Consider the following 20,656-nt stretch of genomic DNA (forward strand, 5'->3'; position numbering starts at 1 on the left):
CTCTCCAGGCCCTCGAACATCCCGACCTCGTCCGCGTGCACCGTCACCCCGCGATAACTCTCGGGCACCGGCAACGAGCCGACCACGGCCGCCTCACCGGTCAGGATGGCCTGCTGGATCTCGCCGAGCTGCGTCATCGGTTCCTCCGCGGAGATGGGGGGCGTTGGCGGCAGAAATTACTCGCCGGTAACACGCGTCCACAACTGTACGAGACGGACAGCACGATTACACGCCGAACTGTGATCGGGCAGACTTGACCGGTCGGCCAGTCAAGCGGATCATCGACGTCGGGTACACCCACCCGACCAGCAGTTTCACCGACGGAGGTGAGCACGAATGAGTGAAGTCTCTACGCGCGCGTGGTCCCGGCCCCACGACTGGGCCGAGGTCGTCATCGGGGTGGTCGCCGCTCTTTCACCCCTTTGGCTGAGCACGGACACGACCGCGATGTGGACGATGGTCGTCCTGGGCGTGCTGATCGCACTCGACGGCCTGGTTTCGCTGGCGATGCCGGGCATGGTCTACGGCGAAGGCATCCAGATCGCGCTCGGCGTGCTGCTCTTCATCGCGCCGTGGGTGATGGGGTACACGGAGTTCAACGGCGCGTCCTGGACGTCCTGGATCGCCGGGGTCCTGACGGTCATCGCCGGCGCGGCAGCGATGCCGGTCGCGAACGCCGCGCACCGCACGGCAGGACAGCACTGACAACACAGGAGGCACAGGCATGACCGAGGATTCGGCGAAGGAGCGCATCCTCTGCGCAGCCGAGGCGCTCTTCGCCGAGTCCGGCTTCGACGCCACCCCGACGTCCCGCATAGCGGAGCAGGCGGGTGTGCCGAAGGGGCTGGTGCACTACTACTTCCGCCACAAGTCCGACCTGCTGACGGCGCTGGTCGAGCGCCTGCCGGACGAGCGCATCGAGCCGGCGGTGGTGGTGGTCCCCGGCGACCTGGTGGGCAGCCTGCGCCGGCTGGTCCGCGAGCTGGACCACCGGTTCAGCAGGTCGTTGGGGCTGTCGCACCTGCTGTGGCGGGAGGCGGACACGCACCACGTGGTCCGCGACGCGCTGCACGAGCGGTTCCAGGTGCTGGTGAGGCAGGTCCGAGCGGTGATAGTGGCGGCGACGGGCGGCGGGTTGCCGACGGCTGATGTGGACCGGGCATCGGGTCTGCTGGCCCGGGCGGTGAGCCACCGGCACGCGACGGCCCGGCACTCGGAGGATGACCTGCCGGCGGAGTTCGACGGCGAGTTGACGTTCATTGCGGACGCCTTGGCGTCCAAGTCCGCGCCGGCTTAGCCGGGCCGCGCCGGCTTAGCCGGGCCGCGCCGGTTTGGCTGGGCTGGGCTGGCTTGGCTGGGGCTGGGCTGGGCTGGGCTGGGCTGGGTCGGCTTGGCCGAGCTGTGCCGGCTTGGCCAGGCTGCGCTGGTTGGGCTGCGCCGGTGGCCGGGCTGGCTTCGCGGAGCTGCGCCGACTTGACTGGGCTGCGCCGGTTAGCCGGGCCGTGCGGGCTTGGCCGGGCCGGGCTGGCGGCTGTGCCGACCTGGCCGGACTGCTTGACGCCCGGGCCGGTTCGGCGGGCTGGGCCTCGGGCGTGCCTGCGCCGCTCAACCTGGCGTGTCCGCGCTCGAGGCCCGCGGTCGTCCCGTCGGCGGTTGCCGGTGCTTGGCCGCCCGCCCAGGGCTCGCCGGCGTGCCCGGCCGTGTCCCCGTTGCTTGTTACGGGCGTGCGGCTCCGCGTCGAACCGTTGTGCCGGAACGGGTCAGTGCTCCGTCGCTTTCTTGGCCGGCTCCACCAGCTCCACCAGGACTCCGCCCGCGTCCTTGGGGTGGATGAAGTTCACCCGGCTGTTCGATGTGCCCCTTTTCGCCTCCTCGTACAGCACGCGCAGGCCCATTTCGCGCAGGGCCGCCGCCGCTGCGTCCACATCGGACACGCGGTACGCCACCTGCTGCAGGCCCGGGCCGCTCTTGGACAGGAACTTGCCGATCGCCGAGTCGTCCCGGATCGAGGCCAGGAGCTGGATCTGCGTCTCCGTGCCCGCCGAGCCCGGGGCGCGCAGCATCGCCTCGCGTACGCCCTGCTCCTCGTTCACCTCCACGTGCGTGACCTCCAGGCCGAAGTGCGCGCGGTGGAACTCGATGGCCGCGTCGAGGTCGGGGACCGCGATGCCGACGTGGTCGATGGCCGTCACGAACGGCCGCAGGGCGTCATTCATGGAGGCAGGATAGGGGACCCGCGGGCCGCGTCGAGGCGGAATCGGCGCGTGCCTCGCCTCACACTGGCTCCATCAAGAAGCCCTGCTCCCGGGTATGGTCGGGAAAACTGCCCATGCGCCGATGCTTGGAGGACGCCGTGTCCGGTTCCGTGATCCTGGGTGCCGCCCGTACGCCGATCGGGCGCCTGCTCGGCTCCCTCAAGGACTTCACGGGCGCTCAGCTGGGCGGGGTCGCGATCAAGGCGGCCCTCGAGCGCGCCGGGGTGTCCCCGGACGCCGTGCAGTACACGATCATGGGCCAGGTGCTGACCGCCGGCGCCGGGCAGATCCCGGCCCGTCAGGCCGCGGTCGCCGCGGGCATCCCGATGGACGTGCCCGCCCTGACGATCAACAAGGTCTGCCTCTCCGGCCTCGACGCCATCGCGCTCGCCGACCAGCTCATCCGCGCCGGCGAGTTCGACCTCGTCGTCGCCGGCGGCCAGGAGTCGATGACCCAGGCGCCGCACCTGCTGCCCAAGTCCCGCTCCGGCTACAAGTACGGCGACACCTCGCTCGTCGACCACATGGCCCACGACGGCCTCTTCTGCGCCTTCGACCAGGTCGCCATGGGTGCCTCGACGGAGAAGTACAACGCCCGCTACGGCGTCACCCGCGAACAGCAGGACGCGTTCTCCGCCCGCTCCCACCAGCGCGCCGCCGAAGCCGTCAAGAACGGCTACTTCGCCGACGAGATCGCGCCGGTCTCCATCCCGCAGCGCAAGGGTGACCCGGTCGTCTTCGACACCGACGAGGGCGTCCGCGCCGACACCACCGCCGAAGGCCTCGCCAAGCTGCGCCCGGCCTTCGCCTCCGACGGCACCATCACCGCGGGCTCGGCCTCCCAGATCTCCGACGGCGCCGCCGCCGTGGTCGTGGCCAGCCGCGCGAAGGCCGAGGAGCTCGGCATCACGCCGCTCGCCGAGATCGGCGCGCACGGTGTCGTCGCCGGGCCCGACGCGAGCCTGCACGAGCAGCCGTCGAACGCCATCCTCGCCGCGCTGGCGAAGGCGAACCTGACCGCCGACGCACTCGACCTCGTCGAGATCAACGAAGCCTTCGCCGCGGTCGGGCTCGTCTCCACCGAGAAGCTCGGCCTCGACCCGGAGAAGGTCAACGTCAACGGCGGCGCCATCGCCCTCGGCCACCCGATCGGCGCCTCCGGCGCCCGGCTCGCCGTGCACCTGATCCACGAGCTGCGCCGCCGCGGTGGCGGGCTCGGCGCGGCCGCGCTGTGCGGTGGCGGCGGCCAGGGCGACGCCCTCCTGCTGCGGGTGCCGTCCGCGTAAGTGGCCGGACCACTCGACCTCGACGACCTCGTCGGCCGCGCGCGGGACGGACAGCCCCGTGCCGTCGCGCGGATGCTGTCGCTCGTGGAGGACGCCCACCCGCGCGTCGCCGAGATCGCGCGGGCGCTGACCCCGCACACCGGGCGGGCCCGGGTCGTCGGGCTCACCGGCCCACCCGGTGTCGGCAAGTCGACATCGACCTCGGCGCTGCTCACCGCGTTGCGCGCGGAGGGCAAGCGGGTCGGGGTGCTCGCGATCGACCCGTCTTCGCCGTTTTCGGGCGGGGCATTGCTCGGCGACCGGATCCGGATGACCGAGCACGCCACCGACCCCGGCGTGTTCATCCGCTCGATGGCCACGCGCGGGCACCTCGGCGGGCTCTCGTGGGCGACCCCGCAGGCGGTGCGGGTGCTCGACGCCGCCGGCTTCGACGTGGTGCTGATCGAGACCGTCGGCGTCGGCCAGTCCGAAGTGGACGTCGTGAAACTGGCCGACACCACGGTGGTGCTGCTCGCCCCGGGCATGGGTGACGGCATCCAGGCGGCGAAGGCCGGCGTGCTGGAGATCGCCGACGTCTTCGTGGTGAACAAGGCGGACCGCGAGGGTGCCGACGCCACGGTGCACGACCTCAAGCAGATGATTTCGCTGGCCCGCCGGGAGATCCGGGGACCGAGCTGGCGCCAGCCGATCGTGCGGACCGTCGCGGCGAAGGGCGAAGGCGTCGACGAGGTCGTGCAAGCGCTGGCCGCGCACCACGACTGGCTGGTGGCGCACGGCGAGCTGGCCCGGCGCCGGGTGGCCCGGGCGCGCGACGAGGTCGAGGCCATCGCGCTCCGGCGGCTGCGGGCCGAGCTGGTGGACCTGCGCGGCGGGGGACGGCTCGCCGGGGTCGCCGAGCGGGTCGTGGCGCGGGAGATCGATCCGTTCGCCGCCGCCGAAGAGCTGATCGCGGACCTGCGGGGTTAGCGCACGCCGGATCGCCGACGCGAGCCGTGTGAGCAGAAACCGTGCCACTGCAACGGTTCTTCGCCGAACTGCCATGATGCCCTCCCTGCGTCCGCGACGGGTTTGCCGCGTGCCGACCATCGTGCGCCGGGGGTCCGACAATTTCCGGGGTATCGGCCGGCAGGTTCACCCGACCGGCTGACACGGGCGACTTTCGCCGGTTCTGGCTGTCGGTGCCGCGCCCTAGACTGCGGGGCGCTCCGGAACCGGGCGATCACTGGGAGGGCGTGCAGGATGAAGAAGACACTCGTCACCGCGCTGGCAGCGGGCGCGTTGTTCGTGGCCGGGAACGGCGTCGCCACGGCGGCCGACGCGCCGCCGCCGAAGACGACCCACGGGCCGTGCCAGTACACCGAAACCCCGGACGAACCGCCCGCGCGGCCGGTGCCGCTGCCGCCCGACCCGCGGCACACGCCGAACCGCGGCCAGGTCGACGTCGCCATCCCGACCAGCCAAGGTGCGCTGCCGCTGAAGCTGGACCGCGCGAAGGCGCCGTGCACCGTGCAGAGCTTCCTGCACCTGGCGCGGCACCGGTTCTACGACCACACGGTGTGCCACCGGCTGACCGCGTACCCGACGTTGAAGGTGCTGCAGTGCGGCGACCCGACCTCGACCGGCGAAGGCGGGCCGGGCTACAAGTACAAGGACGAACTGCCGGTCGACCTGCCGCCGGCGCCGACCGACCCGACCGGCGCCCGGCGCGTCTACGCGCGCGGCCTGCTCGCGATGGCCAACGCGGGGCCGGACACGAACGGTTCGCAGTTCTTCGTCGTCTACGGCGATTCCGCGCTGCGGCCGAACTACACGGTGTTCGGCACGGTCGGTGCGGAAGGGCTGAAGACGCTCGACAAGGTCGCGGCCGGCGGGATCCAGCCGACCGCGGAGGACCCGGCGCCGGTCGACGGCACGCCGGTGCTGCGGACGGAACTGCTTCGGGTTCGGCCGGACTGCTGGTTCTGACCGTGGTCGCGGGGCGCGCCGCGTGGGGGGCCCCGGCGGCCCCGGGGGGGGGGGGGGGGGGGTGGGGGGGGTCGAGGGCTCGCGGGTGTGGCGCTCGTACTTGTTTGGGGTTGGGGGGGGGGGGGGGTGGGGGGGGGGGGGGGGGGGCGCGCGGGGGGGCGCCCCGCGGCTCCCCGGGGGTGCTCGGCGGGGGATTCGGCGTGATCCGGCGGGCTTCATGCGTGATTGAGGGGGCATCACGCGTGATTGGAGGGGCATCACGCGTGTTTGGGGGCGGACTTGGGTGGTGGGGCGGGGGTCAGGGGGTTATTTCTGCCAGGGCCTCCACCAGGTTTTGGGTTGCTCCGGTGAACGCGTGTTTCGGGGTTGCCGCGTAGCCGACGATGAGGCCGCCGGGGGCGTTGGGGGTCATCCAGTGGCCGGCGAGGCCCTCGATGCCGATGGCTCGGCGGCGGCAGGCCGCCAGGGCCGTGGCCTCCGACGGGCCGTCCGGGGGGAGCATCAGCAGCAGGTGCAGGCCCGCCGCGATGCCGTGCGGGCGCACCGAGTCCGGCAGGGCCGCCAGCAGGCGCGTTCGGCGCGAACGGTACTCCGCGCGGCTGCGGCGGACGTGCCGGTCGTAGGCACCCGAGTCGATCAGCTCGGCCAGCGCCAGCTGGTTCAGCAACGCCGGGCGGGAACCGCTGTCGGCCATCGCCGCGCGGACCGGCTCCACCAGCGAACGCGGCAGCACCAGCCACGCGAGCCGGAGGGCCGGGGCGAGCGTCTTGCTCGCCGTGCCCGCGTACACCACCCGCTCCGGCGCCAGCGCCTGCAACGCCCCGACCTGCTGGCGGTCGAAGCGGAACTCGCCGTCGTAGTCGTCCTCCAGCACGAACGCGCCCGACTCGCCCGCCCAGCGGGCCAGTGCCGCGCGGCGCGGCGGGGCCAGCGTGACGCCGGTGGGGTACTGGTGCGCCGGGGTGACGACCACCGCCGGACTGTCCAAAGCGGACACGTCGAGGCCGTGGCCGTCGACGTCCACGCCGACTATTCGCGGGCCCTGCGCCGCCGTGATCGACCGGTACAGCCCGAGCGAAGGGTTTTCGAACGCCATTTCGCGCGTACCCAAAGAGAACAAGGCTCGGGACACCACCGCGATGGCGTGCGAAAACCCGTGGCACACCACGATCCGCGCCGGGTCGGCGACCACTCCGCGAGCCCGGGCCAGGTACCCGGCGAGCGTGTCCCGCAGCTCCGGCGCGCCCAGCTCCGACTCGTAGCCCAGCGCCGACGCCGGCGTCCGCAGCAGGGCCCGGCGGGTGGCCGTGAGCCAGGCCTGCCGGGGGAACGCCGTCAGGTCCGGACGGCCCGGCCGCAGGTCCCAGCGCGGCGCCGGGTCGCGCGGGGCCTGCCGCGGCGCCGACTGGGGCAGCGATCCCGCCGTCGCCACCCGGGTCGGCGCGCCCTGGGCCGTGCGCAGGTAGCCCTCGGCGGCGAGGTCGGCGTACACGCGGGTCACCGTGCCGCGGGCGACGCCGAGGTCGTGGGCCAGCGCGCGGGTCGAGGGCACCGCCGCGCCCGCCTGCCAGCGGCCGTCCCGGATGGCCGCGCGGATCGCCGCCGCGAGCCCGGCGCGGCCGGAAGCGGGCTGCCAGCCGAGGTGGACGTCGAGCCCGGAACTGGACCACGATTCCGTCATGTGACTGGACCATACTCGTGGACCAGTTCGCACTAGCCTGGACGGCATGACCAAGCGAATCGGGCTCGGGGGCGCACCCGAGCTCTACCAGGCGATGGCGAACCTGCAGGCCGAGGTGAACAAGGCCGGCGCCAACGCGGGGCTCGACCCCAAACTGCTGGAACTGGTGAAGAACCGCGCGTCGCAGATCAACGGCTGCGCGTACTGCCTCGACATGCACTCCCGCGACGCGCTCGAGCTGGGCGAGTCGCCGCGGCGGCTGTTCGTCCTCGACGGCTGGCGCGAGACCGACCTGTTCACCGAGCAGGAGCAGGCCGCTCTCGCCCTCACCGAAGCGATGACGAAGCTGTCGGCGACGCAGACCGTGCCCGACGACGTCTACGAGCAGGCCGCGAAGGTGTTCACCGAGGACCAGTACCGCGCGGTGGCGTGGGAGATCATCGCCATCAACAGCTGGAACCGGATGACCATCACCAGCCACACGCCGCTGCCGAAGCGGGACGCGTGAGCGCCGCCGCGCTGAAGGCGCTGCACGTCCCCGGCAAGCCGCTCGTCCTGCCGAACGTCTGGGACGCCGACACCGCGAAGCTCGTCGAGGCGGCCGGGTTCCCCGCCGTCGCGACCAGCTCGGTCGCCGTGGCGGCCGCGCTCGGGTTCCCCGACGGCGAGCAGGCGCCCGCGGCCGAGATGTTCGCCGCCGCGGCGCGGATCGCCAAGGCGGTCGGTGTCCCGGTGACCGTCGACGCCGAGTCCGGCTACGGCCTCTCCGGCGCCGAGCTGGCCGGACGGCTGTCCGACGCCGGCGCGGTCGGCTGCAACTTCGAGGACACCGACCACGCCACCGGCGACGTCCGGCCGGTCGCCGAGCAGGCGGAGCGGATCGCCGCCCTGCGTGCGGCGGCGGGCGACGGCCTGGTGATCAACGCCCGCGTCGACTCCTTCCGCGGGGTGGACCCGGAGGAAGCGCTCGAAGCGGGCATCGCCCGGGCGAAGGCCTACCTCGAAGCGGGCGCCGACTGCGTCTACCCGATCCACCTGCGGACGCCGGAACTGATCGCCGAGTTCGTCCAGGGGGTCGGCGGGGCGGTCAACACGGCCGCCTGGCCGGGCAGCCCCGGTCTCGGAGGCCTCGCCGAACTGGGGGTGGCGAGGATTTCGCTGGGCGGCGGGCTCTGGCAGCACCTCCGGAAGCAGTTCGAGGCCGCCGTGACAGGCGTCGCGCAGGGCAAACTGCCGTACTGAAACATGGCCGAAGGCCGCCGCGAGGGGATCGGGAACACCCTCGCGACGGCCTTCGGGGTCGGTGAAACTAGTGCGCGACGGCCTTCTCGGCGCCCGCGCCGGTGAGGGAGCGGACCTCCATCTCGGCGTACTTCTTCTCGTCGTGCTCCTTGGACAGGATCGTGCCCAGCCAGCCCAGGATGAACGCGGCCGGGATCGAGACGATGCCCGGGTTGCTCAGCGGGAACCAGGCGAAGTCCGCGGTCTTGATCATCGACGTGCTCTTGCCCGACACCGCGGGCGAGAAGATGATCAGGATGACCGTGATCGCCAGGCCGCCGTAGATCGACCACAGCGCGCCCTGGGTGTTGAACCGCTTCCAGAACAGCGAGTAGAGGATCGTCGGCAGGTTCGCCGACGCCGCGACCGCGAACGCCAGCGCGACCAGGAACGCCACGTTCTGCCCGTTGGCCAGGATGCCGCCGCCGATGGCGACGATGCCGATCACCACCGCGGTGATCCGGGCGACCTTGACCTCCGAATCCGGCGACGTCTTGCCCCGCTTGATAACGTTCGCGTAGACGTCGTGGGCGAAGGACGCCGACGCCGTGATCGTCAGGCCGGCGACCACCGCGAGGATCGTCGCGAAGGCGATCGCGGAGATCAGGCCCAGCAGCACCGGCCCGCCCAGTTCGAGCGCGAGCAGCGGTGCCGCGGAGTTCACCCCGCCCGGCGCCTTCTTGATCGCGTCCGGCCCGACCAGCGCACCGGCGCCGTAGCCGAGCACCAGCGTGAGCAGGTAGAACAGGCCGATCAGGGCGATCGCCCAGACGACCGAGCGGCGCGCGTCGCGGGCCGTCGGCACCGTGTAGAAGCGCATCAGGACGTGCGGCAGGCCCGCCGTGCCCAGCACCAGCGCGATGCCGAGGGAGAAGAAGTCCAGCTTCGACGTGCCGGTGGCGCCGTACTGCTTGCCCGGGCCGAGCAGCGACTCCCCGGCCTTGCCCGCCTTGTCGACGGCGGCCTGCAGCAGGCTGGAGAAGTTGAAGCCGTACTTGCCGAGCACCCAGAGGGTGATCGCGAGCGTGCCGACGATCAGCAGCGCGGCCTTGATGATCTGCACCCAGGTGGTGCCCTTCATGCCGCCGATCAGGACGTAGGCGATCATGACGACGCCGACCACGGCGATCACCACGGCCTGCGCGAAGCTGCTTTCGACGCCGAGCAGCAGGGCCACGAGGCCGCCGGCGCCCGCCATCTGCGCGAGCAGGTAGAAGAACGACACGGCCAGCGTCGACGTCGCGGCCGCGGCCCGCACCGGGCGCTGCTTCATCCGGAACGCGAGGACGTCGCCCATCGTGAACTTGCCGGTGTTGCGCAGCAGTTCCGCGACCAGCAGCAGCGCGACGAGCCACGCCACCAGGAAGCCGATCGAGTAGAGGAAGCCGTCGTAGCCGTTGATCGCGATCGCGCCGGCGATGCCGAGGAACGACGCCGCCGACAGGTAGTCACCCGAAATGGCGATGCCGTTCTGCGGGCCGGTGAACGCGCGACCGGCGGCGTAGTAGTCCGACGCCGTCTTCGTGTTGCGGCTGGCCCGGAACACGATCACCAGCGTGATGATCACGAAGAGGGCGAAGACACCGATGTTGAGGAGCGGGTTGCTGCCCTCAACGCTCGCGGCGAGGGTGGCGTTCATTCGTGCTCCTTTGCAGTGCCCTTTTCGATGTCCTCACGGATCTTCTCGGCGACCGGGTCCAGCTTCCGGTTCGCGTAGCGGACGTAGAGCCCGGTGATCACGAACGTCGAGACGAACTGCAGCAGGCCGAAGATCAGGCCGATGTTGATGTTGCCGACGACCTTGGTGCTCATGAAACCGTGCGCGTAGTCCGCGAGGAGCACGTACAGCAGGTACCAGACGAGGAACACCGCCGTCATCGGGAAGACGAACCGGCGCAGGCGGCTGCGCAGTTCGCGGAACTCGGTGCTCTCGTGTGCTCGTTCCCAGATCGTTTCTGAGGTCTCCGGGGGCCCGCCGGTGCCCGTCGTGCTCATCGCTGCTCCCTGCGACGCTGCGGAAAGTGACCTGCGACACCGTAGGGACGTGTGAGAGCTGAGTGAAGGTTCAACGGTTCAACAGCCGGGCCAGACGACGAACGGTTGACGAACGGTCGCGCGGCCGGGACGAACGGGGTTCGTCGAGGTGCAGGCGCAGCATGGCCGACGTCGACCAGGCGGGTGGCCTGCCCCGCAGCGAGACCAGTGCCATTACGCCGAACGCCAACGGTACCGACCAGGGTGCCGGTTGCTGCACCAGGATCGCCACCCAGCCGCGCAGCGGCGGCCCGGCCAACGCGAACAGGATCGAGCCGGACGACGCCACCAGCCCGGTCAGCACGCCGGCGATCCCGCCGGTCGCGGTCAGCCGCGGCCACCAGATGCCGAGCACCAGCAGGGGGCAGAAGGTCGACGCGGCCACCGTGAACCCCCACGTCACCAGGACGCCGGCGTCGAGCGAGGCCGAACGCAGCGCCAGCAGCACCATCACCCCGGCGACGCCGAACACGGCGATCCGCAGCCGGCGCAGCCCGCCGGGGACGAGGTCGTGCGCGAGCGCGCCGGACATCACCAGCAGCAGCCCGAGCGACGTCGCCAGGAAGGCGGCGAACGCGCCCGCGGTCAGCAGCGCCGTGAACAGCCCGCCCGCCCAGCCGCTGTCCACCTGGGCCGGCAGCGCGACGACCACGGTGTCCGTCGCGCCCGAGAGGTAGAGCCCGGGGACGAGCACCCGGCCGAGCACGCCGTAGACGCCCGGGAAGAGGTAGAAGACGCCGAGCAGGGCGACGGTGATCGCGGCGGTGCGGCGTGCGGCACGGCCGTCCGGGCTGGTGTGGAAGCGCATCAGGATGTGCGGCAGGCCCATCGTGCCCAGCATGGTCGCGATGAGCACGGCCCACGTGCCGAGCAGCGGGTAGCCCTGGTCGCCGAGGTCGAGCAGCGGGCGCTGCCAGTCGGGGCCGCCGAGCGCGGCGCCGCCGCGGACCGCCGGGACGGCCGCGCCCGTCCCGAACACGACCTCGTCCTGGCTGTGCGCGGTGAACTCGCCCGGGGGCAGGATTTCGACGACGCCGTTGCGGCGCACCGGGGTCGGCTCGCGGATCTCCATGGTGACGTCGACTTCGAACCGCACCGGCGTCTCGCGGGCGAAGTGGGTGAACTCGACGGGGTTGAGCGCGTCGGTCCGGTTGACCGCGCCGGCCTGCAGCACCAGCCAGATCGCCGGGATGAGGAACAGCACCAGCTTCAGCACGAACTGGAACGCCTGCACGTACGTCGCCGCGCGCATGCCGCCCAGCGCCAGGGTGACGCTGACCGCGGCGCCGGCCACCACCACGCCGACCCAGTACTGCGTGCCGCCGACCGCGGCGAGCACCAGGCCGGCGGTGCGGAACTGCGGGACTACGTAGATCGTGCCGATCACCAGCACGACGACGGCGGTGAGGCGGCGCAGCGCGGGGGAGTTGAGTCGGGCTTCGGCGAAGTCGGGGACGGTGAGGGCGCCCGACCGCCGCATCGGCGCGGCGACGAGCACGAGCATGGCGATGTAGCCGGCGGTGAAGCCGACCGGGTACCAGAGGGCGCCGATGCCGTCCTTGACGACGAGCCCGGCGATGCCGAGGAAGGAGGCCGCGCTCAGGTACTCGCCGGAGACGGCGGCCGAGTTCACCAGCGGCGAGATGCGGCGCGAGGCGACGAGGAAGTCCGACGTCGTGCGCATGGCGGCGACCCCGCGGACGCCGATCAGCAGCGTCACGAGCACGACCGGCGCGACGGCGAGCGCGACGCCCACTACCGTCCCCTGCCGTACTCATGCGCCCCAATGTGGCCTTCGGTGCGTTGGACGCACCGAAGGCCACATTGGGTGCGTTGGACGCAACCAAGGCCACATTGGGGCGCTCGGGTCACTGGTCGTCCTCGAGGCGCTCGGCGCGGCGCAGCTGCCAGCGGGCCAGCAGCGCCATCGCGGGGTAGGGGAGGACCGCGAGCATCAGCCAGGACAGGGGAATGCCCAGGAGGCGTACGGAGTCCAGGGCCGGGAAGAGCGCGAAGACGCCGGGGAGGCCGAGCAGCAGCGCGAACATGAGGACCAGCGCGGGGATGCCGCGACGGCGCTGGGCGGTGTAGAGGGCGGTGGCGCGCTGGGTGTCGCCCGCGGGGAGCCGGGGCTGGCGCCAGCGGCCGCGCGACCGGCGGCGGGCGTGGGCGAGGCGGGTCTGCGGGCTGGTGACGGCGACCCGGCGGATCTTGCTCATCGCGAGTCCGGCCGGGCTGCGGCGGCTCGGGGGTGCCGGTCGCGGCCGATCGCGGGCCGGCCGGGCCCGCGGGCGGGGGCTTCAGGCCGCACGCCGCTCATCGCGAATCCGATCCGAGCTGGCCGCGCTGGGCCGCCTCCAGCAGCCGGTCGCGCAGGTCGCGCGCGTGCCTGCGGCTGACCGGGACGTCGCCCGCCTCCGTGTGGGCCAGCAGGCCGCCCGCCGTGTCGCTGCGCAGCTCCAGCACCGCCCCCACCGCCAGCAGGAACCCGCGGTGGACCCGGCTGAACCCGGTGCCCTCCCAGTACTCCTCCAGCCGCGAGATCGGCATCCGCACCAGGTGGACCCCTCCTCGCGTGTGCAGGCGGACGTAGTCGCCGTGGGCCTCGACGAACAGGACGTCGTCGCGGCGGACGTACCGGGTGCGGCCGCCCGACTCGACCGGCAGGGCGGCCATCGCGTCCGGGATCGGCCGGGACGCCGGGGTCGCCATCCGCAGCACCTTCGCCAGCGCCGCCGACAGCCGTTCGGTGCGGACCGGCTTGAGCAGGTAGTCGACGGCGCCGATGCCGTACGCCGCCACCGCGTGGCCGTCGTGCGCCGTCACGAACACGATCACCGGTGGCTCGCTCAGCTTCGCGAGCAGCGACGCGAGTTCGAGCCCGTCGAGGCCCGGCATCGAGATGTCGAGGAACACCGCGTCGAAGCGATCCGCCTGAAGCAGCTTCAACGCCTTCAGCGCGTCACCCGCCCCGACCACTTCGCCGACTTCGGGCGCTTCGCGCAGCATGGTGCAGAGTTCGTCCAGCGCGGGCGGCAGGTCGTCGACCGCGAGCACGCGGAGCCCGGTCACGGCAGCACCCCCGGCTGGAACCGCGGGACGCGCACGATCACCCGGGTGCCCGCGCCGACCTCGGTTTCGACGGTCAGGCCGTACCAGGCGCCGTAGACGTCCCGCAGCCGTCTGTCCACATTGGCCAGCCCGAGCCCGGCCGGGTCGTCCTCGCCGGTGCGCCCGGCCAGGATGTCCGCCGCCCGTTTCGGGTCCATCCCGACCCCGTCGTCTTCGACGAAGATCACGCAGTCGTTCCCTTCCGCCTGGCCGTGCACCTGGACCTGGCCGGTGCCCGACCGCGGCTCGATGCCGTGCCGGATCGCGTTCTCCACCAACGGCTCCAGCACGAGGTACGGCACCGCGACGGCGAGGATCTCCGGCGCGACCCGCACCTGGACGCGCAGCCGTTCGCCGAGCACCGCCTTCTGCAGCGCCAGGTACGTCTCGATCGCGCGGAACTCCTCCGCGACCACGGTGTACTCGCCGTGGCGAGCGAGGCTGTAGCGGGTGTAGTCGGCGAAGTCGAGCATGAGGTCGCGGGCGCGGTCGGGGTCCGAGCGCACCAGCGACGCGATCACCGTCAGGGCGTTGTAGACGAAGTGCGGTGACATCTCCGCCCGCAGCGCCCGCAGCTCGGCCTGCGCCGCCTGCTCCGCCGACGCCTCGAGCCGCCCGCGCTCCAGCGCCTGCACGACGAGGTCGGCGGCCTGGGCCGCGACCGCCTCCCGGACGTCCCCGACGACCAGCAGCGCCCCGGCCAGCTCGTCGCGGACGTGCAGCGGCAGCACCAGGACGTCCGGCGCGGACTCCGGTTCCTCGCTGTGGAGCACGCTGTCGAGCACCCTCGCGACGACCGCGTCCGGGCCCGGCCGTCCCGACCACAGCAGGGACCCGGACAGGTCGGTGAGGCCCAGGCCGGGGAAGCCGAAGAGCCGGCGCAGGTGGTGCGCGGCGCGGCGGGCGGCGGTGCCCGCCAGGCCGTCGCGCAGCTCGTCGGTGACGCGGCGGGCGGCGGCGAGCACCGGCAGCGGGTCGGCGCGGGACGCCGGGCGCAGGTGCACGGTCTTCGGGCCTCCCCTCGGCGACGGTGTCCAGGGCAGTAGATCCTACGGCTACGCGGGGCCGTCGCGGTCGGCCAGCACCTGGGCGTGGCGGCGGAAGCGGCGCCAGGTCCGGTAGTGGTCGATCGACGTGACATTGCCGAGCAGGCTCGAGTTCGCCGGGTACGGCCGGTCCGGCAGCGAGATCCACCCGGTCGTGCGAGTCTCCTTGACGGCCACCGGCACCGGCCGGAACGTCGTCGGGTCGAGGCCGTCGCTGTGCCGGACGACCTCGTCGAAGAACCACGCCGACGTGATCAGCGCCAGCACGCCGCGTGACGCCTTGAGCGCCTCCTTCAGCGGCTTCGCCTCCAGCAGCCGGAACGTCTGGTTGATCGCCGGCGCGGTGACGCCGTGCTCGTCGTAGGCGATCTCGCCCGCGTGCAGCGCCATCCGGAGCCGGATCCGGGCACCGGGGTCGTGCGTCCGGTTGTGCCGGTGCAGCGCGACGGCGAGCGCGGCGGGCAGGAACTCGACGAAGAGCCCCTTCGGGACCTCCGGCGGGACGAGGACGAAGACGCCGTCGCCGCAGTCCTCGCGCCGGCAGGCCGCCCACGGGACGCCGGCGTCGTCGAACGCCCGGCACAGCGCGCGGTACAGCCCTTCGCGCAGCGCCAGCCGGTGTGGTGTGGTCCTGCGCTGGTCGCCGTAGCCCTCGACGTCCACGGCGAAGATCGTCCGGTGCATGGCCGGCCGCTCGTACTTCATCGCACCCTCCCTGCGATCATGCATTTGGAAGTGCAGATGCATGTGCAGATGAGTGTGACGCCAGACACCCGTCCGGGCAAACGGACAGTGCGGTGAGCGGTTCCCCCACCGCGGTGACCGGCAGGCAGTGTTCACCGGCGGTGAACACCGCTGGTCAGGGCCCTGTGAGCGGCGCGCACCACCCACAGGACCCTGACGGACGCGATCAGCAGCTCTGCTTGTAGAAGTACTGCGAGTTGGCGTCCATGTCCGCCTTGGTGATCGAGTGCAGCTCCGCGGTGAGGTTCCGCGTCACCGGCTTGCCCTCGATGGCCGCGACGGCCTGCTGGACGCCCTGGGTGCCGATCGCGGCCGGGTCCTGGGCGATCAGGGCCTGGTACTGACCGTTCTTGAGGCCTTCGACCTCGGACGGGCTCGCGTCGAAGCCGACCAGGTTGACCGCGCCGACCTTGCCCGCGTTGCGCAGGCCGGTCGCCGCGCCTTCGCCGGTGTTGAGGTTGGTCGCGAAGATGCCGATGAGGTCCGGGGTCGACGACAGGGCCGCGGTCACCTTGGACGCCGCCTGGTCGGGCTCGTTCTGGGTGAACTGGACGCCGATCGACTTGAGGTTCGGGGTGTTCTTCAGCTCGTCCTCGAAGCCCTTGGCGCGGGCCGCCGTGGTGGAGGTGCCCGCGATCGTGTCGAGGACCAGCACCGAACCGCTCTTGCCGGCCGCGAGCTTCGCCATCGTCTGGGCGGCGAGCCTGCCGCCCGCGGTGTTGTCCGAGGACACGGACGACACGGCCACGCTCGTGTCCTTCAGCGAGGTGTCGACCTCGACGATCTTCGCGCCGCGGTTCTTGACCTGCTGGATCGGCGCGAGCATCGCCGTGTCGTCGGTGGGGGCGATGAGCAGCGCGGCCGGCGGGTTCGAGCCGAGCGCGTTGACGAGCTGGGTCTGCAGGGCCGCGTCGAACTTCTGCGGCGCCTGCGTGGTCAGTTCGTAGCCGAGCTTCTTCGCTTCGGCCTGCGCGCCGCACTGCAGCGAGATGTAGAACGGCTCGGCCTGCACACCCGGGATGAGCGCGAGCTTCTTGTTCCCGGGCTGGGCCTGATCGCCGGACCCGGTCTGGCCGACCGTGCCGGAGCCGCACGCGGTGAGCAGCGCCGCGGCGGAGACCACGGCACCCAGGGCGGTGAGAGTCTTGGTCAGCTTCATAAGCACCTCTTTGTACTCAGTGGGGAACTCAGCGGGAATTGCGCCGGCGGCGGCGTCGCTGGTCGAACCAGACGGCGGCGATGAGGACCGCGCCGACGGCGATCATCTGCCAGAAGTCCTGGACGTGGGTGATGTTGAAGCCCTTCTTGAGCACGGCCGGGATGAACACGCCGATCACCGTGCCCAGCACCGAGCCGACGCCGCCGAACAGGCTTGTGCCACCCATCACGACCGCGGCGATCGCGTTGAGGTTGTCGGTGGTGTGCGCCGAGATCGTGGTCGACGCGTAGTACGCCAGCGAGAGGAACCCGGCGATGCCGGCCAGGAACCCCGTCAGCGTGTACACCTTCAGCAGGTGCCGGGTGACGCCGATGCCGGCGCGCCGCGCGCCCTCGGCGTTGGACCCGACCGCGAAGGTGTACCGGCCGAACTTCGTCGTGTGTAGCAGCCACGCCCCGATGAGCGTGATCACCACGGCGACGATGACCAGGTTCGGCACGACGCCGAACGACGTGCCGTAGCCGAGGGTCTGGTTGAGCGCCACCGGCACGCTGCGCACGTCCGACCCGTTGTTGAGCAGGTAGGCCGCGCCGAGGGCGGCACCCATGGTGCCGAGGGTGACGATCAGCGGCGGGATCCCCGCCACGGCGATGAGGAACCCGTTGACCAGGCCCCAGACGGTCCCGGCGACGACCGCGGCGATCAGGCCGGCGGTGATGACGCCCCAGCCCGCGTTCGACGCGTTGCCGCCGGACATCGCCTCCATCACCTTGCCGGCGACCATGCCGGCGAAGATGAGCACCGAGCCGACGGACAGGTCGATGCCGGAGGTGATGATCACGAACGTCATCCCGACCGACAGCACCAGCAGCACCGACGTCTCGATGAGCAGTGTCTGGAAGGTGAACAGCGTCGGGAACTCGCCGGGGGCGATCGCGCTGAACACGACGATCAGCGCGACCAGGACCAGCGCGATCCAGAACGTGTTCGCGCCGGCCAGGCGCTTGCCCAGCGGCCGCTTGCCGAAGCCCGCGTCGGGAGCTTCCTGGATGTCCTTCGGGGGACTGGACACGCTCACGCCGCCTCCTCCTGCACGAGTGCGCCGGTCATCGCGGCGACGAGGTCTTCGAGCTTCGTGTCCGAGCCGGCGAACCGGGCGACGCGCTTGCCGAGCCGCAGCACCTCGACGCGGTCGGCGACCGACAGCACCTCGGGCATGTTGTGGCTGATCAGCACGACGGCGATGCCCTTGTCGCGCACCTTCTTGATGACGTCGAGCACGCGCTCGCGCTGCACGACACCCAGCGCGGCCGTCGGCTCGTCCATGAACACGACCTTCGACGCCCACACGACCGAACGCGCGACCGCGACGCTCTGCCGCTGGCCGCCGGACAGCGAGCCGATCGGGACGTCGGTGCTCTGCAGCGTCACGCCGAGGCGCTGGAACTCCTCGATCGCCCGGCGCCGCATCTCGTTCTTGTCGAGCATGCCCAGCTTGCCGAGGATGCCCTTGCGGTGGATCTCGCGGCCGAGGAACAGGTTGGCCGCGGGGTCGAGCTCGGGGGCGACGGCGAGGTCCTGGTAGACCGTCTCGATGCCCAGCCGCCGGGCCGTGGTGGGGGAGTCGAAGTGCACCGGCGCGCCGTCCAGGAGGATCTGCCCCGACGTCGGCTGTTCCGCGCCGGACAGGCACTTGACCAGCGTGGACTTGCCGGCGCCGTTGTCGCCGATCAGGGCCGTCACCTCGCCCGCGCGGGCCTGGAAGGACGCGCCGCGCAGGGCTTCGACGGAGCCGTAGCGCTTGGTCAGGTCAACCGCGTCCAGGAGGATTTCGCTCATCCGTGCCTCTCTTCCGGCGCCGGCGGGCGGCAGCGGATCACCGTCGCCGTGCCGGACAGCTCGGTCTGGCCGGCGTCGAAGGGGACGACGTAGGTGTCGCCCTTCGCCAGCGCGTGCTCGCCGCCGTGCTCGGTCCGCAGGGTGCCTTCGCCGTCGAGAACGACCAGGACGGCGAAGGACGGATCGAGTGACAACGTTGTCATCTTGTCGGTGCGCAGCTGTTCGGCTCGGAAGAACCGCTCCGATCCGCCGGCCAGCAGGTCCACAGTGGACGCGGGGTCGCCCGCGGTGCGCTTGATGATGGTCTCGAGCCGGTCGGCGTCCCAGCCGGACGTGTCCAGCGCCTCGATGGCGGTGTCGAAGCCGAGGCCGAGGTGGCCTTTCTCCGGCGAGGCGAGGAAGTCGCGCCACTCGATGGTGAGCGAGAAGTCCGTCGGCTGCTGCAGCTCGACGACGAACACGCCCTCGCCGATCGCGTGCGGCAGCCCGGCCGGGATGTAGACGGTGTCGCCCGCGGACACCGGGATGCTGTTCAGCGCGCCCAGCATCGACGGCACGTCCTGTTCGCGCGTCCACTCGGACACCGTCGCCTTCGACAGCGTCTCCTTGAAACCCGGGTAGACACGCGGGTCGTCGCCGTGGGTGCCGACCACGATCCACGCCTCGGTCTTGCCGAAGTGGGAGTCGAAGTGCCGCTTCGCGAAGGTGTCGTCGGGGTGGAAGTGCACCGGCAGCCGCTGGCCCGCGTCGAGGAGCTTCACCAGCAGCCCGGTCGACGTCCCGAGCGCCTCGACGTGCTTCGCGCCGAGCCAGCCGTTCGCGTTCGCCTCGACGGCGTTGCGCAGCCAGGCGCCGCCGGGCAGGCGGGTGAGGCCGTTGGTCTCCTGGCCGAACATCGTGGTCGCCGAGGCGACCCAGTCCTCCGGGCCGAACTTCTTGTCCGAAGACGCGCCGCGCAGCGCCGCGATGGCGTCGCCGCCGCGGTAGAACTGCGGCGGCTGGTTGGCGGCGAGCCGGATCGGTTCGAGGGTCACGGGGCGACCTCACCGGAACCACGGGCGACGAGATGCACGGGCAGGACTACCTTTCTGGGCGGGGACTGGTCTCCTTGGACGCGGGCGAAGAGCAGCTCGGCCGCGGCGTGGCCCAGGGCGCTGACGTCGTGCGCGACCACGGTGACCGGCGGGTTCAGCAGGTCCGCCAGCTCGAAGTCGTCGAAGCAGACCATCGCCGGGCGGCGTTCGGCGTGCGCGAGCGCGCGCAGGAGGTGCACGGCGATCCGGTTGTTGCCGGCGACCACCGCCGTGGCGGCGTCCGGCCCGGTCAGCAGCCGCCTGACGGCGTCGCCGATCGCGTCCGGTGTCGGTGTCCCCATCGAAACCAGCGACTCGTCGTAGGAGATCCCGTTGCGCACGCAGCCTTCGCGGAACCCGCGCAGGCGCTCGGCCGCGGTGAAGATGTCCGGGCTGTCGCCGAGGAAGGCGATCCGCCGGTGCCCGTGCTCCGCCAGGTGCGTGACGGCTTCGATGGTGCCGCCGAGGTTGTCCACCAGCACGGTGTCGGCCACGATGTCGCCGGCCGGCCGGTCGATGAACACCACCGGCGTGCCCGCGCGCATCTCCGGCACCAGGTAGCCGTGCTGGAGCCCGGCCGGGACGACGAGGATGCCGTCCACCCGCCGCGCGCAGAACTCCAGGACGAGCTCGCGCTCGCGGTCGGAGTTCTCCTCGGACGAGCCGGTGAGCACCTGGCGCCCGAACGACGTCGCGATGCGCTCGACCGCGCGGTTCAGCTCGGAGTAGAAGGGGTTGCCGACGTCCTCGACGATCAGCCCGATGGTGCCGGTCGTCGACCCGCGGCGCAGGTTGCGCGCGCCCAGGTTGCGCCGGAACCCCAGCTGCTCGATGGCCGCCATGACCCGCTCGGCGGTGTCGGGGTGGACCGCCGGTTCGTCGTTGACCACGCGCGAGACGGTCTTGATGCTCACGCCCGCCAGCCGGGCCACGTCGCTCATCGTGGCCCGTCTGCTCGCGGTGCGCGTGCTGCCGTCCCGGTCCCGGCCGAGAGGAGACAACGTTGTCATAGTGACCGGGATTGAACTCCCCGACCGGCGCCTTGTCAACGCTTCGTGCGTGGATTGTGCCGATTCGGTTCCGCGATCGGCGGATCCCGCTGTCCGGAAGTGGACAGGTCTTCACGTGTCCCTTGACTGTCCGGTGAGCCGTTGCCGAAGGTGGCCCGGCGCGACAAGGTTG

Annotated in this window: 21 protein-coding genes and 1 pseudogene; 7 read left to right on the forward strand and 15 right to left on the reverse strand. The window is 71.8% G+C overall.

Annotated features, from left to right (window positions below):
* Positions 1 to 137, reverse strand: a pseudogene (locus tag I4Q55_RS49335) (crotonyl-CoA carboxylase/reductase); the annotation flags it as partial.
* A 199-nt stretch (positions 138 to 336) separates the two neighbouring features.
* Here I4Q55_RS49335 and I4Q55_RS23400 point away from each other — a divergent pair.
* Both I4Q55_RS23400 and I4Q55_RS23405 read left to right on the forward strand, forming a co-directional pair.
* The gene (locus I4Q55_RS23400) at positions 337 to 705 is read left to right on the forward strand and encodes an SPW repeat protein (RefSeq protein ID WP_206790545.1); all 369 of its coding nucleotides are present in this window, start codon (positions 337 to 339) and stop codon (positions 703 to 705) included.
* 19 nt (positions 706 to 724) lie between these two features.
* Positions 725 to 1,297 (forward strand): TetR/AcrR family transcriptional regulator, encoded by a 573-nt coding sequence (locus I4Q55_RS23405; RefSeq protein WP_206790546.1) that lies wholly within the window; start codon positions 725 to 727, stop codon positions 1,295 to 1,297.
* Between the two features lie 463 nt (positions 1,298 to 1,760).
* Here I4Q55_RS23405 and mce read toward each other — a convergent pair whose 3' ends face one another.
* Entirely contained in the window at positions 1,761 to 2,216 is a 456-nt protein-coding gene (gene mce, locus I4Q55_RS23410; RefSeq protein WP_206790547.1) for a methylmalonyl-CoA epimerase, read from the reverse strand.
* A 137-nt stretch (positions 2,217 to 2,353) separates the two neighbouring features.
* On the opposite strand from mce, the gene I4Q55_RS23415 reads away from it, so the two are divergent.
* The 3 genes from I4Q55_RS23415 to I4Q55_RS23425 all read left to right on the forward strand — a co-directional run bounded on the left by I4Q55_RS23415 (position 2,354) and on the right by I4Q55_RS23425 (position 5,506).
* Entirely contained in the window at positions 2,354 to 3,541 is a 1,188-nt protein-coding gene (locus tag I4Q55_RS23415; protein WP_206790548.1) for an acetyl-CoA C-acetyltransferase, read from the forward strand.
* Positions 3,542 to 4,507 (forward strand): methylmalonyl Co-A mutase-associated GTPase MeaB, encoded by a 966-nt coding sequence (gene meaB, locus I4Q55_RS23420; protein WP_206790549.1) that lies wholly within the window; start codon positions 3,542 to 3,544, stop codon positions 4,505 to 4,507.
* Positions 4,508 to 4,780: 273 nt separating this feature from the next.
* A complete protein-coding gene (locus I4Q55_RS23425; protein WP_206790550.1) occupies positions 4,781 to 5,506 on the forward strand; it encodes a peptidylprolyl isomerase in 726 nt (241 codons plus the stop codon).
* Positions 5,507 to 5,804: 298 nt separating this feature from the next.
* Here the strand turns inward: I4Q55_RS23425 and I4Q55_RS23430 are convergent, their stop codons facing one another.
* On the reverse strand, positions 5,805 to 7,187 hold the full coding sequence (locus I4Q55_RS23430; protein WP_206790552.1) for a PLP-dependent aminotransferase family protein: 1,383 nt from the start codon (positions 7,185 to 7,187) through the stop codon (positions 5,805 to 5,807).
* Between the two features lie 46 nt (positions 7,188 to 7,233).
* On the opposite strand from I4Q55_RS23430, the gene I4Q55_RS23435 reads away from it, so the two are divergent.
* A complete protein-coding gene (locus I4Q55_RS23435) occupies positions 7,234 to 7,695 on the forward strand; it encodes a carboxymuconolactone decarboxylase family protein (RefSeq protein ID WP_206790553.1) in 462 nt (153 codons plus the stop codon).
* Complete coding sequence (locus I4Q55_RS23440) at positions 7,692 to 8,429, forward strand: isocitrate lyase/phosphoenolpyruvate mutase family protein (RefSeq protein WP_206790554.1); 738 nt, start codon at positions 7,692 to 7,694, stop codon at positions 8,427 to 8,429. Before I4Q55_RS23435 ends, I4Q55_RS23440 begins: the two co-directional genes overlap by 4 nt.
* A gap of 67 nt (positions 8,430 to 8,496) precedes the next feature.
* Here the strand turns inward: I4Q55_RS23440 and I4Q55_RS23445 are convergent, their stop codons facing one another.
* The 12 genes from I4Q55_RS23445 to I4Q55_RS23500 form a co-directional block, all read right to left on the reverse strand.
* The gene (locus tag I4Q55_RS23445) at positions 8,497 to 10,107 is read right to left on the reverse strand and encodes a cation acetate symporter (protein WP_206790555.1); all 1,611 of its coding nucleotides are present in this window, start codon (positions 10,105 to 10,107) and stop codon (positions 8,497 to 8,499) included.
* Positions 10,104 to 10,463 (reverse strand): DUF485 domain-containing protein, encoded by a 360-nt coding sequence (locus I4Q55_RS23450; protein WP_206790556.1) that lies wholly within the window; start codon positions 10,461 to 10,463, stop codon positions 10,104 to 10,106. The genes I4Q55_RS23445 and I4Q55_RS23450 overlap by 4 nt, the downstream gene beginning before the upstream one ends.
* 70 nt (positions 10,464 to 10,533) lie before the next feature.
* Complete coding sequence (locus tag I4Q55_RS23455; protein WP_206790557.1) at positions 10,534 to 12,258, reverse strand: cation acetate symporter; 1,725 nt, start codon at positions 12,256 to 12,258, stop codon at positions 10,534 to 10,536.
* 112 nt (positions 12,259 to 12,370) lie between these two features.
* The gene (locus tag I4Q55_RS23460) at positions 12,371 to 12,721 is read right to left on the reverse strand and encodes a hypothetical protein (RefSeq protein ID WP_206790558.1); all 351 of its coding nucleotides are present in this window, start codon (positions 12,719 to 12,721) and stop codon (positions 12,371 to 12,373) included.
* A gap of 97 nt (positions 12,722 to 12,818) precedes the next feature.
* Positions 12,819 to 13,574, reverse strand: a complete 756-nt coding sequence (locus I4Q55_RS23465) for a LytTR family DNA-binding domain-containing protein (protein WP_206790559.1) — start codon at positions 13,572 to 13,574, stop codon at positions 12,819 to 12,821.
* Positions 13,571 to 14,617 carry a sensor histidine kinase gene (locus tag I4Q55_RS23470; protein WP_206790560.1) on the reverse strand — a complete coding sequence of 349 codons (1,047 nt, stop codon included), beginning with the start codon at positions 14,615 to 14,617 and terminating at the stop codon, positions 13,571 to 13,573. Before I4Q55_RS23470 ends, I4Q55_RS23465 begins: the two co-directional genes overlap by 4 nt.
* Before the next feature lie 51 nt (positions 14,618 to 14,668).
* A complete protein-coding gene (locus I4Q55_RS23475) occupies positions 14,669 to 15,364 on the reverse strand; it encodes a hypothetical protein (protein ID WP_206790561.1) in 696 nt (231 codons plus the stop codon).
* 205 nt (positions 15,365 to 15,569) lie between these two features.
* Entirely contained in the window at positions 15,570 to 16,562 is a 993-nt protein-coding gene (locus I4Q55_RS23480) for an ABC transporter substrate-binding protein (protein ID WP_206790563.1), read from the reverse strand.
* 28 nt (positions 16,563 to 16,590) lie between these two features.
* The gene (locus tag I4Q55_RS23485) at positions 16,591 to 17,640 is read right to left on the reverse strand and encodes an ABC transporter permease (protein ID WP_206790565.1); all 1,050 of its coding nucleotides are present in this window, start codon (positions 17,638 to 17,640) and stop codon (positions 16,591 to 16,593) included.
* Entirely contained in the window at positions 17,637 to 18,401 is a 765-nt protein-coding gene (locus I4Q55_RS23490; protein ID WP_206790567.1) for an ATP-binding cassette domain-containing protein, read from the reverse strand. Before I4Q55_RS23490 ends, I4Q55_RS23485 begins: the two co-directional genes overlap by 4 nt.
* Complete coding sequence (locus I4Q55_RS23495; RefSeq protein WP_206790568.1) at positions 18,398 to 19,435, reverse strand: class I mannose-6-phosphate isomerase; 1,038 nt, start codon at positions 19,433 to 19,435, stop codon at positions 18,398 to 18,400. Before I4Q55_RS23495 ends, I4Q55_RS23490 begins: the two co-directional genes overlap by 4 nt.
* Positions 19,432 to 20,415, reverse strand: a complete 984-nt coding sequence (locus I4Q55_RS23500; protein ID WP_206790569.1) for a LacI family DNA-binding transcriptional regulator — start codon at positions 20,413 to 20,415, stop codon at positions 19,432 to 19,434. Before I4Q55_RS23500 ends, I4Q55_RS23495 begins: the two co-directional genes overlap by 4 nt.
* Positions 20,416 to 20,656 lie beyond the last annotated feature (241 nt).

The sequence above is a fragment of the Amycolatopsis sp. MtRt-6 genome, assembly GCF_017308975.1.
In the GTDB taxonomy this organism is placed as follows: domain Bacteria; phylum Actinomycetota; class Actinomycetes; order Mycobacteriales; family Pseudonocardiaceae; genus Amycolatopsis.

Excerpts from the sequence above, each read along its gene's own strand:
- I4Q55_RS23400 (WP_206790545.1), top strand. The coding sequence starts at position 337 with ATGAGTGAAGTCTCTACGCGCGCGTGGTCCCGGCCCCACGACTGGGCC.
- I4Q55_RS23405 (WP_206790546.1), top strand. The coding sequence starts at position 725 with ATGACCGAGGATTCGGCGAAGGAGCGCATCCTCTGCGCAGCCGAGGCG.
- mce (WP_206790547.1), bottom strand. The coding sequence starts at position 2,216 with ATGAATGACGCCCTGCGGCCGTTCGTGACGGCCATCGACCACGTCGGC.
- I4Q55_RS23425 (WP_206790550.1), top strand. The coding sequence starts at position 4,781 with ATGAAGAAGACACTCGTCACCGCGCTGGCAGCGGGCGCGTTGTTCGTG.
- I4Q55_RS23430 (WP_206790552.1), bottom strand. The coding sequence starts at position 7,187 with ATGACGGAATCGTGGTCCAGTTCCGGGCTCGACGTCCACCTCGGCTGG.
- I4Q55_RS23435 (WP_206790553.1), top strand. The coding sequence starts at position 7,234 with ATGACCAAGCGAATCGGGCTCGGGGGCGCACCCGAGCTCTACCAGGCG.
- I4Q55_RS23445 (WP_206790555.1), bottom strand. The coding sequence starts at position 10,107 with ATGAACGCCACCCTCGCCGCGAGCGTTGAGGGCAGCAACCCGCTCCTC.
- I4Q55_RS23450 (WP_206790556.1), bottom strand. The coding sequence starts at position 10,463 with ATGAGCACGACGGGCACCGGCGGGCCCCCGGAGACCTCAGAAACGATC.
- I4Q55_RS23460 (WP_206790558.1), bottom strand. The coding sequence starts at position 12,721 with ATGAGCAAGATCCGCCGGGTCGCCGTCACCAGCCCGCAGACCCGCCTC.
- I4Q55_RS23475 (WP_206790561.1), bottom strand. The coding sequence starts at position 15,364 with ATGAAGTACGAGCGGCCGGCCATGCACCGGACGATCTTCGCCGTGGAC.
- I4Q55_RS23480 (WP_206790563.1), bottom strand. The coding sequence starts at position 16,562 with ATGAAGCTGACCAAGACTCTCACCGCCCTGGGTGCCGTGGTCTCCGCC.
- I4Q55_RS23490 (WP_206790567.1), bottom strand. The coding sequence starts at position 18,401 with ATGAGCGAAATCCTCCTGGACGCGGTTGACCTGACCAAGCGCTACGGC.
- I4Q55_RS23500 (WP_206790569.1), bottom strand. The coding sequence starts at position 20,415 with ATGAGCGACGTGGCCCGGCTGGCGGGCGTGAGCATCAAGACCGTCTCG.